Raw genomic sequence first — 16,649 nt, 5'->3', positions numbered from 1 at the left:
ATCGGCGCTTGTCGTGAGCGCGTGGGTGGGGGAAGTCTCCTACCGTCTGGCTTGCAGAAGCGGGTCTTGTCCCTCCACCCCCGACAGGTTCCTACCCTACCGCCATACAAGCGGGCCATGCCCGCGAGCTTCGCCCTATCGCGGCCATGGGCCGCTCCTACGAAGATGCTCTCGCGTTGCCGGCTCCCTCACCCCAACCCTCTCCCGGAGGGAGAGGGGGCTGATTGGCATCGGGATGAGTGCCGTGCCAACCGGCAACTCCGAACAGTCCCCTCTCCCCTTGGGAGAGGGTTAGGGTGAGGGGAATAAGACAGTTGCTCCTACAACAGCGTTTTATTCCCTCGGCAACCTCAACCGCTCCGGTCGCCACCATCCCGGCAACAGCCTCCGCGTTGCCGGCTGGTTGAAGCGGTCGTCGAGCAGGTAGATCACGCCGCTGTCCTCGGTGGTGCGGATCACCCGTCCGGCCGCCTGCACTACCTTCTGCAGGCCCGGGTAGAGGTAGGTGTAGTCGTAGCCATTGCCGAACATCGCCTGCATGCGCTGCTTGATTTCCTCGTTGATCGGGTTCACCTGCGGCAGGCCGAGGGTGGCGATGAAGGCGCCGATCAGGCGGTCGCCGGGCAGGTCGATGCCCTCGCCGAAGGCGCCGCCGAGCACGGCGAAGCCGATGCCCTGCGAGTCGGCGTGGAAGCGGGCGAGGAAGCCTAGGCGTTCGGCCTCGCTCATGCTGCGCGACTGCGCCCACACCGGGATGTGCGGGTGATCGCTGCGGAAGCGTTCCAGCGCCTGTTCCAGGTAGGCGTAGCTGCTGAAGAAGGCCAGGTAGTTGCCCGGGCGTTCGGCGAACTGGCGGGCCATCAGCGTGCTGATCGGGGCGAGGCTGGCGTCGCGGTGCTGGTAGCGGGTCGACAGGTTGCTCAGCGCGTGGACCTGCAACTGCTCGGCGCGGAACGGCGACTCCACGTCCAGCCAGGTGGTGCCTTCCGGCAGGCCGAGCAGGTCGGCGTAGTAGTGCGCGGGGTTGAGGGTGGCGGAGAACAGCGTGGTGCTGTGCGCCGCCTCGAAGCGCTCGGCGAGGAACGGCGCCGGCACGATATTGCGCAGGCACAGGGTCGCCTGCGGCCGCCAGCCGGCGCCGCGATCCACGGTGACGTCGAACAGCGAGTGCGGCCCGTAGGCTTCGGCCAGGCGGCAGAACAGCATGGCGTCGAGGTAGAAGCGCAGCAGCCCGGCGTCGTTGCCGGTGGGGTGGTCGGTCAGGTGATCGGTGATTGCGCTGACCGCCTTCTGCAGCGCGGCGATGAACAGGTCCGGCGCGGTCGGGTAGATGCGGTAGGGCTCTTCCTGCTCCTTGTAGAGCTGGTTCCAGTGCCGGCTGACGCGGTCCAGCGCGCTTTTCAGCGAGGCCGGGCCGGCCTTGCGCAGGGCGTTGAATTCGCCCTGGTCCAGCTCCGCGCTGTACATGCCGCGGCCGCGCTCGATCAGGTTGTGCGCCTCGTCCACCAGCAGCGTCACGCGCCAGTCGTTGAGCACGGTGAGGCCGTAGAGCAGGGCGGTCATGTCGAAGTAGTAGTTGTAGTCGCAGACCACCACGTCGGCCCAGCGGCTCAGTTCCTGGCTCAGGTAGTAGGGGCAGATCTGATGGGCGAGGGCGACTTCGCGTACTTGCTCCTGGGTCATCCAGCGCCGCCCGAGGATGGCCTGCCGCGCGGCCGGCAGGCGGTCGTAGAAGCCCTTGGCCAGCGGACAGGATTCGCCGTGGCAGGCCTTGTCCGGATGCTCGCAGGCCTTGTCGCGGGCGACGTGTTCCAGCACCCGCAGCGGCATGTGGTCTTCCTGGCTGCGCAGCGTGGCGAGGGCATCCAGCGCGAGCTGGCGTCCCGGCGTCTTGGCGGTGAGGAAGAACAGGCGGTCGAGCTTCTGTCCGGGGAATGCCTTGAGCTGCGGGAACAACGTGCCGAGGGTTTTGCCGATGCCGGTGGTGGCCTGCGCCATCTGCGTGCGGCCGTCGCGGGCGGCGCGGTACACCGCCTCCGCCAGTGCGCGCTGGCCCCTGCGGAACTCGGCGTAGGGGAAGCGAAGATGTTCCAGGCTCCGGTCGCGCGCCACTCGGTGGGCGCTTTCCTGCTCGGCCCAGGCGACGAATCGGCTGCATTGCAGTTCGAAGAAGGCGCGCAGGTCGGCGGCAGAGAAGCGTTCGCGGAACTGCGTTTCCTTCTGCGTGATGACGTTGAAGTACACCACCGCCAGGTCGATCTCTTCCATTTCGAGCTGCTGGCAGAGCAGCCAGCCGTACACCTTCACCTGTGCCCAGTGCAGCAGCCGGTGGTTCTGCGGGATGCGCGCGACGTCGCCGCGGTGGGTCTTGATCTCTTCCAGCAGGTTGGTCAGCGGGTCGTAGCCGTCGGCGCGGCCGCTCACCAGCAGACCCGGATATTCGCCACGCAGCGGCAGCTCGGAGATGTAGGACTCATCGCGGCGCGAGACCACGGTGGCGTGCCCGGCGATGCCTTCCTGCGCGGTCGGAGCGGGGGTGAAGCGCAGGTCGAGGTCGCCTTCCTTGGCGGTGAATTCGCAGAGTGCGCGCACGGCGATGGCATAGGTCATGGGGCGCTGCCCTCGTCGGCCCAGGTCACGTAACAGACTTCCACCGGCATGCCGTGCTCGGCGCAGAACGCCAGCCAGCGCTTCTGGTTGTCCTGCAGACGGTCGCCCGGGCCCTTCACCTCGATCATCCGGTAGCGCTGCTCGGCCGGCCAGAACTGGATCAGGTCCGGCATGCCGGCGCGGTTGGCCTTGATGTCCAGCAGCAGACGCTCGAACCAGGCCTTCAGATGAACAGCGGGCAGGCAGGCCAGCGCCTGTTCCAGCAGTTCCGCGTCGAGCAGGTCCCAATAGACGAAGGGCGAGACGATGCCGAACTTGTCGTGCCAGGTGCGGCAGATCTTGCTCGCGTATTCGCCGCTGTCGATCAGCGCGAAACTGCTGGCGAACAGCTCGGCGCGGCGCTGGGCGAAGTCGGCGCTGAGCAGGTCCGCCGGGCCGGCATGGAAGGGGTGGAAGAAGGCGCCCGGCAGCGGGGCGAAGATCGCTTCCCAGCAGAGCAGGCCGAACAGGCTGTTGATCAGCGTGTTTTCAACGTAGTGCACCGGCGCCTGGGCTTCGTTCAGATGGTCGCGCACGCACAGCTCGACGCTGGCCTCGCCCATCGGAGGCAGGCACAGGTCGAAGCGTTGTTCCGCCGCTGCCGAAGCGCGTGCCGGCCGGGGCAGTCCGAGCAGGCGATTCAGGCGCACCAGGGCGCGTTCGACCAGTTGCGCTTCTGCCTCGCTTTCCGGCGCGTTCGCCGCCATTTGCGCCAGTTCGTGCGCTTCCTGCAGGCGGGCGAGCCGTTCCAGTACGCGAATCTGCCGTTGCCGCGAGCCGGGAAATACCGTTCGCTGGTAGAGCCGCAGCGACCCTTCCAGCTCGCCTTCGCGCTCCAGTTGCTGGGCGAGGCGGAACAGCAGGCGGGCGTGGCGCGATTGCAGGAAGGGGTTGTCGCTGGCGAACTCGCCGATCAGCCCGACCACCTCGTCCACCGCCAGCCCGGCGGCGAACCGCTCGCCGCAGCGCCACAGGTGCAGGTAGCCGTCGAGGTCGGCGCGATTGCGGAATGCCCGGGAATCGGCGCTGAACGGCACCTGTTCGTAGCGATAGACACCCAGGTCGGCGAGGACGAACTCGGACCAGTCCTGCCGCAGGTTGCCGAAGAACAGCAGGCGCAGGCGGTCGCAGAGGTCGCCGATGACCAGGCTGTAGAGCGGGTCGTCGAGGTCGGGATACCACTCGGCGAAGCTGCGGCTGTGTTCGGCGTGATGGGCCAGAAGTTCGGCCAGGTCGCCTTTTTTCGGTGCAGCGGAGGGCAGTTCGTCGCGGAAGCGCGCGACCAGTTCGTCCTTGCGCAGCAGCGACAGCAGTTCCGCGAAGGCCAGCTCATGCCGGTCGCTGATCCAGCCCAGTTCCAGCAGCGGCGCGGCGGCCCGGCGGGTGCAGCCGATCTCGGCATAGTTCAGCTTGCTGGCGCGGAAGTGCGGCCCCTTGCGCATCACCAGACGCACCAGCAGCGCCTGCGAAGGCTGCTCCAGAGCGAGGAAATCGCCGATGAAATCGCGCTCGTCGGCCAGCAGCAAGGGCTCGTGCCGCTCCTCGATCCAGTCGAGGGCGGTGAGGAAGTTCGTCAGGTAATAGAAGTCGGCGACGGGCGGAAGCGGCATCACGGGCAGGGCACTGTCTCTTTATACAGTGCAAGCATGACCATCGCCGCGCACGACGGCAAGCGCGGTCTGACCGGCGTCTGTCCGGAATGGCCTCGGGCCTGTCGGGAATACCGCCGATATGGCTCTTGGCCCTGACCCGACGGTCCACTAATGTGAGCCCAAGGCCGTACCGTCGTAAGGCCATCGCGTAATTCGGGGAGGCTCCGCAACAACAAACCGCTCTGCATGTTGTGTCTTGATTCATTCGAGTTCACATACCAGGACAAAAAAATGAACAACAAGAAAGTCCGGCAGAATCAGCAAGACCAGAAAGCGGCCTCGGGTACTGCCAGCCCGCAAGCGCCGAACCAGAACGTAGGACTCCCGAAGGTGCTGCGCGCCCGTGAGCCCGATCGCGAAGCGCGGGCCATCCTGCGCATGCTCAACCTTTCACCGCAGGTTTCGCTCGACAGGCTTTCCGTGGACAGCTTCCGCAAGGGCTGGCTGCTCGCCGCGAAGGCGCTTGGACGGCGCATTCCCGTCGCCTCGGTGACCGAACAGGTGATCGTCGGTCCGGGCGGGCCGATGACCCTGCGAATTTTCAAGCCGAGCCATACCGACGAACTGCTGCCCGCCTTCCTCTGGTGCTTCGGCGGCGGCTTCGTCATCGGCGGGCTGGACAGCGCCGATTCGGTCTGCCGCAACATCGCCCACTATGCCGGCTGCATCACCGTCGCCATCAGCTATCGGCTGGCGCCGGAGCACACGATCTCGGCGAGCCGCGAGGACGTGCTGGCGGCGGTCAACTGGATCGCCGAGAACGGCGCCGAACTGGGCATCGACACCACGCGCCTGGCCCTCGGCGGCGACTCCGCCGGCGGCAACCTGACCGCTGCCATCTCGCAGGAATTGCTCCGCCGTGACGGCCCGACGTTGCGCATGCAGGTGATGGTGTATCCCGCCACCGAACTGGTGGAGAAATTCCCGTCCTACGAGGAGAACATCCACGGCCGCTACTTCCTGACTGCCGAAGCGGTGGCCTGGCTCGAAGAGCGGCTGAGCGAGTCGCTCATGACGCTGGACATCGAGGACCCCTGGTATTCCCCGCGTCGCAGTCCCGACCTGCGCGGCCTGCCGCCGGCGGTGATCGTCACCGCGGGCTTCGACCCGATCCGCGACGATGGCCTGGATTACGGCGTGCGTCTGCGCGCTGCCGGCGTGCCGGTGGAGATGCTGCACTACGCCGGGCAATTCCACGGCTTCATCAACTTCGACTCGGTGCTCGGCGCCGCCCGGGATGTGCTGAAACGCATCAGCGAGGCGCTGGTGGCGGCATTCGATGAGGCGCCGGCGGCCGACCGCACCATCGAGATCGCCGATGAGCCTTCGCCGGCCGGTTCGGGCCTGCGTGCCGCGGGAGAGCTGACCACCGCCACCGTGACCGTCTGGGCGGCCACCGTGCGCTGGCGCGACATGCTGCTGCGCATGGCTTCGCCGAGGGCGGCGCGTGCTACCCGGTTGCTGCTGAAACCATGGTCGCTGCCGACTGCGCTGCTCCGGCGCCGGATCAACAGCCGCCTGGATACGCTCAGCGCGCGCCAGACCTATCCACACGCCTGCACCTGCCCAACGAAACAGCGAAAAGCCGCGTAGGTCGTGGCACCGCTGGCGCTCGTAGGTTGGCGCTGAGCTTGCGAAGCCCAACGCTGCCATGGCCAGTGTTGGGCTCCACGTAGGTTGGCGCTGAGCCTGCGAAGCCCAACGGTGCCACCGGCTCGGCAGATGTTGGGCTTCACTTCGTTCAGCGCCAACCTACGTGAAGCCGGCCAGCGCTGGATCAGCAGGCGTTGCTTGGTTTGCCGACGTATTTGAAGATGGCCGAAGCGGTCGCCACCAGGTCGCCCGCCTCGGTGCGGATCTCGCCGTCGCAGAAGGCCAGGGACTTGCCGGCCGAGCGCACCTTGCCGCTGGCCACCAGCACGTTACCGGCGGCGCCGCCCGGGCGCATGAAGTTGGTCTTCAGTTCCACGGTGACGCAGCCGCGGCCATCGCCATGCTGGCGCGTGCTCCAGGCCAGGACAATATCCATCAGCGTCATCAGCACTCCGCCGTGGGCGCTGTCATGGCCGTTCATGTGGAACGGCTTCAGTTCCAGGCGAATGGTCGAGCTTTCTTCGTCGACCAGCGGTACACCGAAGATTCCCAGGTGGGTCAGCAGCGGATCGAGGCCCTGCTGGGGCAATGTGCTGACTTCGTGGTGAGTTGCTGCTGCGCTGCTTTCCGCCATCTTGGCTGTATCCCTGACTGCGAACCGAAGCCTGCATCCTAACGGCGCAGCCGCGCCGGTCAATGCTGCAAAGGGATGAAGCGGGCGATCAGCGAGCGGTGGGCTCCAGCCAGAAGATCGCCTCGGGTTCGTAGAACGTCCGGTCGAGCAGCGGCCGCGCGCCGATCCAGCCGTCGTCGTTGTCTGCCTGCCAGGATGCGCCCCAGGAATTTACGATCTGCAGCGAGTCGCGGCAGCGGCCTTCCTTCGTGCAGACCAGGCGATAGCCGGTGATGACCGCCGTATGCCCGTAACCGCTGGCGCGGCCGTTGACGCTGATCTTGCCGCAGCTCTTCATCGAGGTGGCCCTGAGGTCGTCTTCGGCGCAGAAGTTGATGCCGAGCGGGCGCTTGCTGGCGAGCACTGCGCGGATCTTCGCCAGCAGCCGGTAGTACTCGGACTTGCCGTCCAGCCGGTCCGGGTAGTTGGCGATCCGCCAGCCGCCGACCAGCCGCATGAAGTTGTCCGACGTGCGGCAGACCTGCGGAATCAGCAGGCGGTCGAGGAATTTCGAGTAGCTGTCCTGCGCGAAGGCGGCCGCCAACTCCCGGTCGGAAACGGCGAGATCGTAGCGCCGGCGTATCTCGTGGATGGCATGGTCGATGGCGACGGCTGCGCAGTTGCCGCAGCGGGCGACCATGGGCTGGATTCTGCGGTAGGCCCTCTCGATGGCGCTGATATTGCGGATATCCAGGATTGTGGCGATTCGCCGGCTCTGGATATCGCTGGTCAGGCGCTCGAAGGGGGCGCAGGACTCGCGCACGATGGCGTTGGTGCGGATCGCGCCGTTGTACAGGCTTTCCTCCGGGCTGCCGCCGTAACGCAGGCCGCTGTAGCTGATGCGCTGGGCGCGGTCGGCGTCGTCCGCCGGCTTCCTGCCGAAGCGCGCGAGGTCGAGCACGGAGGCTTTTTCGCTGTCCGGAACGGCGGCGCAGTTGGCCACGTTGCGCGCCGAGCAGTTGGCCTCGTCGATCAGCGTCGCGGCGACGAACGAGTAGCAGAAACCCAGGCCGCCCTGGCTGCGCACGCGCGGCATGTTGTCGATCTGCAGGATGCTGTCGGGCCTGGCGCGGTACTCTCGCGGAATGAGCTCGAAGGTCCCCTCCGCGTGCGCTTCCTGGGCAAGCGGCGCGCAAATGAGGAGCAGGACGAGCCCACGCGCCATCGACATGGATGTACCCACCGGAATCTGGTCGGTATCGCTCAAATTATCACGGCTGATGTGCGGCAGGCGGCGTGCAGACGAGCGTTCACGGGGACTTGCCGCTGCGCTCCGGCTGGTCTTCGGCGTTGCTCTTCAGGCGGGCGTTTTCTTCGCCCAGCAGGCGGTTGAGGATTTCCAGCCGGTTGCCTTCGTCGAGCAGGATTTCGTTGGCGGTTTCAAGGCCGGCCTTCTCGTCCACCAGCCGGTAATAACCCCTGGCCATGGAGAGCATGAGGGCCAGCGCCAGCAGTACCCCCAGCATTCGCAGGATCTTTCGCCACATGTCGCGCAACCTCCGCCGCCACCGTCATGAAGTGTGGCCTATGGCGCATGGCCCCGCCTGCCGGTCGATCAGGGCAGCGCCTGGCCGAGCAGACGCAGGTAGTCGGCGCTGGCGGAAATGTCGTTGTGGCCGCGCCCGGCGATCACTTCCAGCTTCGCCACGCCCGGCTTGAACTGGCGGTAGAGCTTCATGCTGCTCCAGCGCGGGATCACCTCGTCGTGTTCGGCGATCAGCACCAGCGTCGGCACTTCGATGTGCGATACGTAGCGCCAGGACTGGTACTTGTCCTGCAGCAGCCAGCGTATCGGGAGGATCGGGAACTGCTTCTGGCCCAGTTCCTCGATGCTGTTGTACGGGGTGATCAGCACCAGCCGCGCGGCCGGGCGCTGGCTGGCCAGGCTGATCGCCACGCCGCTGCCCAGGCTGCGGCCGACCACGGCGATTTGCGGATGACTGGCGTGGACCAGGTCGAACAGGGTGAGGGCGTCGCGCTGGATCGCCTCCTCGGAGGGCGAGCCGCCGCTGCCGCCGTAGCTGCGGTAGTGCAGCAGGTAGATGGCATGCTCGGGGAAGGCTTCGGCGAAGGAGGGCAGGTTCTGCGACACGTCCTCGGCATTGCCGCCGAAGTAGACCAGCGCCTTCGGCCCGGCGTGCGGGCGTACCGTCACCAGCACCGTGGCATCGGCGGTCGGCAGCGCCATCAGGTTTTCCGCTCCACCGACGGCGCGCGGCTGCGGCAAGTAGATCAGCGAGCGCTGGAAGGCATACAGCGCGATACACAGGCCCAGGTACGCGGCCAGGGCCAGGAGGACGACGGTGGTCACAGTCCTGCGCATCGTCGGCTGCCGTGGCGGGTCTTGGGCATCGTTCCTCTCCTCGGGCGTTGTCTGGCGTATGTCGAGCAATACTAGTCAATGCCGTTATCACGGGATCGCAGGCCGATGCTGAACATCCAGGGGCTATGCAAGAGCTACCCGACGCCGCAGGGACCGCTGCCGGTGCTGCGCGGTGTCGACCTGGAACTGGGCGCGGGGCGCAGCCTGGCGCTGATGGGCGAATCCGGCAGCGGCAAGAGCACGCTGCTGCATCTGGTCGCCGGACTCGACCGCTTCGACGGCGGCAGCATCCATGTCGACGGCCAGTCGCTGGCGGAGTTGCGCGAGCACCAGCTGGCGGCCTGGCGGCGTACGCGGATCGGCCTGGTGTTCCAGCAGTTCAACCTGATCTCCAGCCTGCGCGTCGCCGACAACCTGGCGTTCCAGGCGCGCCTGGCGGAGCGCCACGATCCGCACTGGGAGGCCGAGCTGATACGCCGCCTGGGCCTGGGCGAGTTGCTCGGGCGCTATCCCGAGGAGCTTTCCTGGGGCCAGCAGCAGCGGGTCGCCCTCGGTCGAGCGCTGGCCGCCCGGCCGAGCCTGCTGCTGGCCGACGAACCCACCGGCAGTCTGGACGAGGCGACCAGCGACGAGGTGCTGGACCTGTTGCTGGACCTGCTCGCCGGCAGCTCCACCAGCCTGCTGATGGTCACCCACAGCCCGCGTATGGCCGCGCGCCTGGAGCGTCGCGTGGTGCTGCACAACGGCGTCCTGCTCGAACCGGACGAGGTTTGAGATGCGCCTGTTGCTGCGGACCTTGCGCGGCCTGTGCAGCCACTGGCGGCGGCATCCCGCGCAGTTCTTCAGCGTGCTCACCGGGCTGTGGCTGGCCACCGCGCTGTGGACCGGCGTGCAGGCGCTGAACGCCCAGGCCCGGGACAGCTATGCGCGGGTCGAGCGGCTGCTCGGCGGGGCGGAACAGCAGCAACTGGTCGCCCGCGACGGCGGACTGTTCCCGCAGGACGACTTCATCGAACTGCGCCGCGCCGGCTGGCCGGTCTCGCCGCTGCTGCAGGGCCGGGTGCGCCTGCAGGACAAGGCCGCGCACCGCCTGCAACTGATCGGCATCGAGCCGATGACCCTGCCGGCCGCCTCGGCTCCGGCGGGCTCGACGGTGGAGCGGGACGAGCTGACGCGCTTCCTCGGTCCGCCCGGCCGCACGCTGATCGCCGCCGATACCCTGGCGGATCTCGGCTTCCGTGCCGGTGACCAGCCGCTCGACGAGTCCGGCACGGCGCTGCCGCCGCTGGAGGTGCGCACGCAACTGGCGCCCGGCGTGCTGCTGGTGGACATCGGCGTCGCCCAGCGGTTGCTTGGCGCGCCGCAGCGGTTGTCGGGGATGCTGGTGAGCAAGGATTTCGCCCGGGAGTTGCCGGCGCATCTGGCCGGGCAACTGCAACTGACTCATCGCAGCGAGGCCGCCGACCTGGCCGGCATGACCGACAGCTTCCATCTCAATCTCAGCGCCCTTGGCCTTCTGGCGTTCGTCGTCGGGCTGTTCATCGTCCATTCCGCCATCGGCCTGGCGCTGGAGCAGCGCCGCCCGCTGCTGCGCACCCTGCGCGTGTGCGGGGTGAGCCTGCGGCTGCTGGTCGCCGCGCTCGCCGTGGAGCTTGGCGCGCTGGCGCTGCTCGGCGGGTTGGCTGGGGTGGTCAGCGGCTACTGGCTCGCCGGCCTGCTGCTGCCCGATCTGGCCGGCAGCCTGCGCGGCCTGTACGGCGCCGAGGTGGCCGGACATTTGAGCCTGGATTGACGCTGGTGGCTGGGCGGGCTGGCGATCAGCCTGCTCGGCGCCTTGCTGGCGGGCGCCGGCAGTCTGCTCAGGGCCGCGCGCCTGCCGGTGCTGGCTCTCGCCCAGCCGGAAGCCTGGCATAGGCAACAGGCGCGCTGGCTGCGGCGTCAGGCGTTGCTGGCCGGCGCGTTGGGGTTGCTGGCGCTGATCGCGCTCATGTGGCACAGCCTGCTGGCGGGTTTCGTCCTGCTGGCCGCGCTGCTGCTGGGGGCGGCGCTGCTCTTGCCGCTGTGCCTGGACCGGCTGCTGGAGATTCTGCTGCCGCGTTGCCGCAGGCCGCTCGCACAGTGGTTCGTCGCCGACTGCCGCCAGCAGTTGCCGGGCCTGTCGCTGGCGCTGATGGCCCTGTTGCTGGCGATGGCGGCGAGCATTGGCGTCGGCAGCATGACCGAGGGCTTCCTCCGCACCTTCAGCGACTGGCTGGACCAGCGCCTGGCCGCCGAGCTGTACGTCACGCCGCGCGATCCGCAGCAGTCGCTGGCCATCGGTGACTGGCTGCGCGGGCGAAAGGAAATCGACAGCGTGCTGCCGTCCTGGCGGGTCGAATTGCGTATGGGCGATCGACCGGCGCAGCTCTACGGCATCCTCGACCACCCGGCCTACCGCGCCCACTGGCCGCTGCTGCGCGCCAGTCCCGACGCCTGGGAACGGCTGGCTCGGCAGGAGGCACTGATGCTCAGCGAGCAACTGGCGCGCCGGCTGGACGTGGATCTCGGCGGGCGGGTGACGCTGCCCACTCCGCAAGGGGACTGGAATCTGGAGGTCGCCGGCATCTATGCCGACTACGGCAATCCGAAGGGGCACCTGCTGGTCAATGTGGAGGGATTGAAGCGCCACTGGCCGGGGCTCACGCCGCTCAGCTACAGCCTCTATCTGCCATCCACGGCAACCCCGGCGCTGATGGCGGCGCTGCAGGCGGAATTCCGGCTCGACAGCAGCCGGATCGTCGACCAGGGCGAGCTCAAGTCGTGGTCGACGCGGGTGTTCGAGCGCACCTTCGCCGCCACCACCGCGCTCAACTGGCTGACCCTCGGCGTGGCCGGCGTCGCCCTGTTCATCAGCCTGCTGACCCTCGGTACGGACCGCCTCGCCCAACTGGCGCCGCTCTGGGCGCTGGGCGTGCAGCGCTCGCGGCTGGCGCTGCTCAGCCTCGGCCAGACGCTGCTGCTGGCGTCGATCACCGTGCTGCTGGCGATTCCGCTGGGGCTGCTGCTGGCCTGGTGCCTGGTGGCGCTGATCAATGTGCTGGCGTTCGGCTGGCGCCTGCCGCTGCACATCTTCCCCGGACAGATCGGGCAACTGCTGGGCATGGCGCTGCTGGTCACTCTATTGGCCGCCGCGTGGCCGCTGTGGCGCCTCGGCCGCAGCGTGCCGGCCGACCTGCTGCGGAGCTTCGCCGATGAACGCTAGATGCCGTGCGTTGCTCGCTGGCCTGCTGCTCGCCGGCTGCGATGGCGCGCCGCCGCCGGAGCAGGGCTTCGCCGGGCTGGCCAGCGACCCGGCGAACTTCGCCCAGGCGACGCCGGGCGGGACCATCGTCTTCCCCGCCGACCACGGCGCGCACCCGGACTACCGCATCGAGTGGTGGTACGTGACGGCCAATCTGCGGGACGAGCAGGGGAGGCCGTGGGGCGTGCAGTGGACGCTGTTCCGCAACGCTCTGCAGCCGGGGTCCAGCGAGCCCGGCTGGGACAATCGCAACCTGTGGATGGCCCATGCCGCAGTGACCGGCGCCGATACTCATCGGGTCGCGGAAACCTACGCGCGCGGCGGCATCGGCCAGGCCGGCGTCGAGGCTGCGCCGCTGCGGGCGTGGATCGATGATTGGCACCTGAGCAGCCGCACGGCGGACAACAGCGGACTTGGCGAGCTGGACCTGCATGCCCGCGGTCGCGACTTCAGCTACAGCCTGCGCCTGACCAGCAGCCAGCCGCCGGTGCTGCACGGCGAACGCGGGCTCAGCCGCAAGTCCGGGCAGGGGCAGGCGTCCTGGTACTACAGCCAGCCGTTCTTCCAGGCGCAGGGGGAGATTCGTCTGGGGGACCGCATCTTCAAGGTCCAGGGACCGGCCTGGCTCGACCGCGAGTGGACCAGCCAATACCTGGCGCCGGACCAGCGGGGCTGGGACTGGTTCTCCCTGCACATGGACAGTGGCGACAAGCTGATGCTGTTCCAGCTGCGCCATGCCGATGGCCGCCACTATTTCGCCGGCACCTGGATCAGCGCGTCGGGCCGCACGCGTGTGCTTGGGGAGGGGGATATCGAGATGAAGGTTCTGGAACAGAGCAGCATCGCCGGCCGCCGCCTGCCGACCCGCTGGTCGCTGCGCGTGCCCGTCGAAGGACTGGACATCACCACCACGCCGCTACGCGAGGACGCCTGGATGGGCACGCGCTTCGCCTACTGGGAAGGACCGATCCGCTTCAGCGGCAGCCATGGCGGCGTGGGGTATCTGGAGTTGACGGGGTATTGAGGCAGCGAGGGGAAGAGCCATTCGTAGGATGGGTTGAGCTTGCGATACCCATCATTGCCGAACCCGCATGGGTATCGCTTCGCTCAACCCATCCTACGAAATCACACGCGCCGCCGTACCGTAGGAGCAACTGTCTTGCACCCTGCGTAACTACGTGGATGGGCCAGAACTCACGTAGGTTGGTGCTGAACGCAGTGAAGCCCAACGATGGCGATGTTGGGCTTCGCGCTGCTCAGCGCCAACCTACGGTGGACATTGCCGCCCGGAGCGGGCCATGCCCGCGATCGCGCGCATGGCGCGCTCCTACAGGGGAGCTGTGCTGCTGCAGCCCAAATGAAAAAGCCCGACCAAGGGTCGGGCTCTCTCCAGAACGCTTCTACATCACGCCGCGTTGTTGAACGTCCGCGCCGGCGACTTCTTCAGCACTTGCTGGCGACATGCTTCGCCGAAGGCTTCGAAGATCTTCACCGAATCCGGGTTCTTCGCAGCCTGCCATTCCGGGTGCCACTGCACCGCGAACAGGAACGGCGAAATGCCCGGGGCGTGGATGGCCTCGACCAGGCCGTCTTCCGCACGGGCCAGCGCCTCGATGCCCTTGCCGAGGGTTTTCAGGCCCTGGCCGTGCAGCGAGTTGACGCGAATCTCGTCGGTCTTCAGCAGCTTGTGCAGCCAGGAGTCCTTCAGCAGACGCACGCCATGCACGGCGCTGTACTGCACGTCTACCGGGTCTTCCGGGTTCTCGCGGTGATCGTTGAAGCCCGGCTCGGCATAGAGCTTCTGGTACATGTCGCCGCCCAGCGCCACGTTGATTTCCTGCATGCCGCGGCAGATGCCGAAGATCGGCAGGCCACGCTTGATCGCCGCGTGGATCAGCGGCAGGTCGAACAGGTCGCGATCCCTGTCCTGGGCTTTCTCGGGGGTGAGGTTTTCCTGGCCGTAGAGCGCCGGATCGATGTTGCTGCCGGCGCCGGTGAGGTACACGCCATCGGCCATGTCCAGGTACTGCTCGAGGTCTTCGGTGCCGCAGCAGGTCGGCACCAGGACAGGCACGCATCCGGAGTGTTCGACCAGCGGGACGATGTATTTGTGGGTCATTACCTGGTAGTCGTGACCCTTGCGTTCCTGGCTGCCCATGGACATCAGGACGACGGGTTTGCGGATTTTCTGATTCTTGTTGCCAATGTTGCTGTTGGACATATTTCACCTTGGGACAGGCTCGCCTGTCGTTGTTGTGCAGGCGCGCGCCGCGGCTGCGCTGCCTGGGGTTCCGAGCACTGCCGGGAAGCTGGCGAGAGTGCCGCTCCACGGTCGAAACCTGCCCACAAGCCTGACAGAGCCGTTGGATATGTCAAACGAAATCGGCGGAAAACGTAAAAAATAATGGCCGATAAGGCATGAAGGTTATTATATAACTTATTGATTTTTAATGGATATTTTTGTGTTTTGCGACACCTGTTGGTCCAATATATTGGACGCCTGCCCGGGATGGTGGATTCCGGTTGTTCGATATCGAATACACCCCGAGGCCGATTCCGAACAGGTGGCACGCCTGCGTCAGGCGCGCCACTGCTGCCTCAGTCGCGCAGGATGATCACGTAGGTCTTGCGCACGGTTTCCTGGATATCCCAGACACCCACGCTGTTCTCCGGCAGCAGGAAGGCGTCGCCGGCCTGGAATTCGATGGTCTCGCCGCCGTCCGGGGTGAAGCTGCCGCGACCCTGGATGAAATGGCAGAACTCCTGCTCGACGATCTGCCGCCGCCAGCGGCCGGGCGTGCATTCCCAGATGCCGGTTTCGACGCGATCCGGGCGTTCGATGGCTTCCACGCGGGTCAGCGAAACGGGTTCGCCGAGCGGCACGGCGACCGGGTTGGCCTCGCCGAGCGCGGCGTTGGCGGTGTTCTTCAGGTGAGTGATGTTCATCGGGGACTCCAGGGTGGGATGTTCAACTGCGGCGCGCCGCACGTTCGGAAATTCGATCAGCCGACCATCAGGCCTTCCATGGTCGCGGCCAGCTTCTCCGCCAGGCGGCGGCGCCATAGCGGGCTGCGCGGGTTGGCCAGCACTTCGTCTTCGAACACGAAGCTGCGGATGATCGCGTTGTAGCCGAGCCAGCGGCAGGGCTCCGGTTCCCAGCCGCGCAGGCTGTCCTGCAGCGGGCGGTCGCGGATGACCCAGGGCTGGCGGGTGAGCAGGGTGTCCTGGCCGAGGATCAGGTCGGCCAGGGTGCGGCCGCCGAGGTTGGTCGCGCCGACGCCTTCGCCGCCGTAGCCGCCGGAGAGGGCGATGCCGTTGCGGCGGTCGATCAGCATGTGCGGGTGGAAGCGCCGCGCCATGCCGAGGTTGCCGCCCCAGGTGTGGGTGATGCGGGCGTTCTTCAGCTGCGGGAAGAGTTCGCCGAACAGATAGCGGCGCAGCTCCACTTCGTCGTCGGTCAGGCTGAAGTCGGTGCGCAGCTTGCCGCCGAAGCGATAGCCGCCGCGCGCGCCGAAGGCCAGGCGGTTGTCGAGGGTGCGCTGGCCGTAGGTGACCTGCCGGCTGTTCTCGCTGAAGGCCTGGCCGCGTTCCAGGCCGATCTCCGCCCAGACCGAGTCGGGCAGCGGCTCGGTGGCCACCAGCAGGCTCTGCACCGGCAATTGATAGTTGCCCAGCGGCGGCATGGCGGCGGCGTAGCCTTCCACGGCCGGCACCACCCACTGCGCGCGCAGCTCGCCCTTGTCGGTGCGCAGCAGGCCGGGGCGCCAGTCGGTGACGCGGCTTTTCTCGAACAGCTGCACGCCCAGGCGTTCGACGGTACGCGCCAGGGCGCGGGCCAGCTTGGCCGGCTGGATGGTCGCGCAATGGGGTGTGTTGATCGCTCCGAGCGCGCCGGCGATACGCAGTTGGCCGCCCAGTTCGGCGGGCGACAGCCAGCGGTAGTCGGCTTCGCCCAGGCCTTCGCCATGGAGGTGGGCGAGATACTCGCGCAGCCGCCGCTCCTGCTCGGGATAGCGGGCGGCGCAGTACAGCACGCCGCCCTTGCGGTAGTCGCAGTCGATGCCTTCGTGCTGCAGCACCCGTTCGACTTCATCCGGAATGTCGTGCAGCAGGCCGTAGGATTCGATGCGCTGTTCACGGGGCAGGCCGGCGAGCAGGCGATCCTCGCCGAGCAGATTGCCCATCAGCCAGCCGCCATTGCGCCCCGAAGCGCCGAAGCCTGCGGTTTCCGCCTCGACGATGGCGATCTTCAGGTGCGGTGCGCGGGTCTTCAGGTAATAGGCCGTCCACAGGCCGGTATAGCCCGCGCCGGCGATGGCCACGTCGACGTCCAGCGAGCCTTCCAGGGAAGGGCGCGGGACGAGGTCGTCGTCCAGTTGGTTCATCCACAAGCTGATATGACGCCATGCCGACATGGGCGACTCCGAATTCGGTGGTGGGGAATGTCAGCAAGGCTAGAAGCGCGGCGCGGAACTGTCG

12 protein-coding genes and 1 pseudogene are annotated in these 16,649 nt (G+C 67.3%); 4 read left to right on the top strand and 9 right to left on the bottom strand.

Going from position 1 to position 16,649, the window contains the following annotated elements; all coding sequences use genetic code 11:
- Nucleotides 1-333: 333 nt before the first annotated feature.
- Both JFY56_RS19045 and JFY56_RS19040 read right to left on the bottom strand, forming a co-directional pair.
- Nucleotides 334-2,610 carry an ATP-dependent DNA helicase gene (locus JFY56_RS19045; RefSeq protein WP_208315603.1) on the bottom strand — a complete coding sequence of 759 codons (2,277 nt, stop codon included), beginning with the start codon at nt 2,608-2,610 and terminating at the stop codon, nt 334-336.
- Nucleotides 2,607-4,259, bottom strand: coding sequence for a VRR-NUC domain-containing protein (locus JFY56_RS19040; protein ID WP_208315602.1), 1,653 nt, complete (start codon nt 4,257-4,259; stop codon nt 2,607-2,609). Before JFY56_RS19040 ends, JFY56_RS19045 begins: the two co-directional genes overlap by 4 nt.
- 273 nt (nt 4,260-4,532) lie before the next feature.
- On the opposite strand from JFY56_RS19040, the gene JFY56_RS19035 reads away from it, so the two are divergent.
- The gene (locus JFY56_RS19035) at nt 4,533-5,894 is read left to right on the top strand and encodes an alpha/beta hydrolase (RefSeq protein WP_208315601.1); all 1,362 of its coding nucleotides are present in this window, start codon (nt 4,533-4,535) and stop codon (nt 5,892-5,894) included.
- Between the two features lie 184 nt (nt 5,895-6,078).
- Here the strand turns inward: JFY56_RS19035 and JFY56_RS19030 are convergent, their stop codons facing one another.
- From JFY56_RS19030 to JFY56_RS19015, 4 genes are all read right to left on the bottom strand, one after another.
- Nucleotides 6,079-6,528 (bottom strand): PaaI family thioesterase, encoded by a 450-nt coding sequence (locus JFY56_RS19030; protein ID WP_208315600.1) that lies wholly within the window; start codon nt 6,526-6,528, stop codon nt 6,079-6,081.
- Between the two features lie 88 nt (nt 6,529-6,616).
- Complete coding sequence (locus JFY56_RS19025) at nt 6,617-7,738, bottom strand: C1 family peptidase (RefSeq protein WP_208315599.1); 1,122 nt, start codon at nt 7,736-7,738, stop codon at nt 6,617-6,619.
- Between the two features lie 79 nt (nt 7,739-7,817).
- A complete protein-coding gene (locus JFY56_RS19020) occupies nt 7,818-8,054 on the bottom strand; it encodes a hypothetical protein (RefSeq protein WP_208315598.1) in 237 nt (78 codons plus the stop codon).
- Nucleotides 8,055-8,122: 68 nt separating this feature from the next.
- The gene (locus JFY56_RS19015) at nt 8,123-8,890 is read right to left on the bottom strand and encodes an alpha/beta hydrolase (protein ID WP_208315597.1); all 768 of its coding nucleotides are present in this window, start codon (nt 8,888-8,890) and stop codon (nt 8,123-8,125) included.
- Between the two features lie 105 nt (nt 8,891-8,995).
- Here JFY56_RS19015 and JFY56_RS19010 point away from each other — a divergent pair, with 105 nt between their 5' ends.
- The 3 genes and pseudogenes from JFY56_RS19010 to JFY56_RS19000 all read left to right on the top strand — a co-directional run bounded on the left by JFY56_RS19010 (nt 8,996) and on the right by JFY56_RS19000 (nt 13,194).
- Complete coding sequence (locus JFY56_RS19010; protein WP_208315596.1) at nt 8,996-9,664, top strand: ABC transporter ATP-binding protein; 669 nt, start codon at nt 8,996-8,998, stop codon at nt 9,662-9,664.
- Nucleotide 9,665: 1 nt separating this feature from the next.
- Nucleotides 9,666-12,131, top strand: a pseudogene (locus tag JFY56_RS19005) (FtsX-like permease family protein).
- Entirely contained in the window at nt 12,121-13,194 is a 1,074-nt protein-coding gene (locus tag JFY56_RS19000; RefSeq protein WP_208315595.1) for a lipocalin-like domain-containing protein, read from the top strand. Before JFY56_RS19005 ends, JFY56_RS19000 begins: the two are co-directional and overlap by 11 nt.
- A 381-nt stretch (nt 13,195-13,575) precedes the next feature.
- On the opposite strand, the gene JFY56_RS18995 is transcribed toward JFY56_RS19000, so the two are convergent.
- The 3 genes from JFY56_RS18995 to JFY56_RS18985 form a co-directional block, all read right to left on the bottom strand.
- A complete protein-coding gene (locus tag JFY56_RS18995; protein ID WP_208315594.1) occupies nt 13,576-14,391 on the bottom strand; it encodes a gamma-glutamyl-gamma-aminobutyrate hydrolase family protein in 816 nt (271 codons plus the stop codon).
- Between the two features lie 377 nt (nt 14,392-14,768).
- Nucleotides 14,769-15,116 carry a cupin domain-containing protein gene (locus JFY56_RS18990; protein ID WP_208315593.1) on the bottom strand — a complete coding sequence of 116 codons (348 nt, stop codon included), beginning with the start codon at nt 15,114-15,116 and terminating at the stop codon, nt 14,769-14,771.
- A gap of 56 nt (nt 15,117-15,172) precedes the next feature.
- Entirely contained in the window at nt 15,173-16,585 is a 1,413-nt protein-coding gene (locus JFY56_RS18985; protein ID WP_208315592.1) for an NAD(P)/FAD-dependent oxidoreductase, read from the bottom strand.
- Between the last annotated feature and the right edge of the window lie 64 nt (nt 16,586-16,649).

Source organism: Pseudomonas schmalbachii (assembly GCF_017589465.1).
Classification (GTDB): domain Bacteria; phylum Pseudomonadota; class Gammaproteobacteria; order Pseudomonadales; family Pseudomonadaceae; genus Pseudomonas; species Pseudomonas schmalbachii.
This window is presented reverse-complemented; position numbering and strand designations above follow the sequence as displayed.

Bases quoted from the DNA above. Each gene is read 5' to 3' on its own strand.
- JFY56_RS19045 (WP_208315603.1), bottom strand. From the start codon at position 2,610: ATGACCTATGCCATCGCCGTGCGCGCACTCTGCGAATTCACCGCCAAG.
- JFY56_RS19030 (WP_208315600.1), bottom strand. From the start codon at position 6,528: ATGGCGGAAAGCAGCGCAGCAGCAACTCACCACGAAGTCAGCACATTG.
- JFY56_RS19015 (WP_208315597.1), bottom strand. From the start codon at position 8,890: ATGCGCAGGACTGTGACCACCGTCGTCCTCCTGGCCCTGGCCGCGTAC.
- JFY56_RS19040 (WP_208315602.1), bottom strand. From the start codon at position 4,259: ATGCCGCTTCCGCCCGTCGCCGACTTCTATTACCTGACGAACTTCCTC.
- JFY56_RS19000 (WP_208315595.1), top strand. From the start codon at position 12,121: ATGAACGCTAGATGCCGTGCGTTGCTCGCTGGCCTGCTGCTCGCCGGC.
- JFY56_RS18995 (WP_208315594.1), bottom strand. From the start codon at position 14,391: ATGTCCAACAGCAACATTGGCAACAAGAATCAGAAAATCCGCAAACCC.
- JFY56_RS18990 (WP_208315593.1), bottom strand. From the start codon at position 15,116: ATGAACATCACTCACCTGAAGAACACCGCCAACGCCGCGCTCGGCGAG.
- JFY56_RS18985 (WP_208315592.1), bottom strand. From the start codon at position 16,585: ATGTCGGCATGGCGTCATATCAGCTTGTGGATGAACCAACTGGACGAC.
- JFY56_RS19035 (WP_208315601.1), top strand. From the start codon at position 4,533: ATGAACAACAAGAAAGTCCGGCAGAATCAGCAAGACCAGAAAGCGGCC.
- JFY56_RS19025 (WP_208315599.1), bottom strand. From the start codon at position 7,738: ATGTCGATGGCGCGTGGGCTCGTCCTGCTCCTCATTTGCGCGCCGCTT.
- JFY56_RS19020 (WP_208315598.1), bottom strand. From the start codon at position 8,054: ATGTGGCGAAAGATCCTGCGAATGCTGGGGGTACTGCTGGCGCTGGCC.
- JFY56_RS19010 (WP_208315596.1), top strand. From the start codon at position 8,996: ATGCTGAACATCCAGGGGCTATGCAAGAGCTACCCGACGCCGCAGGGA.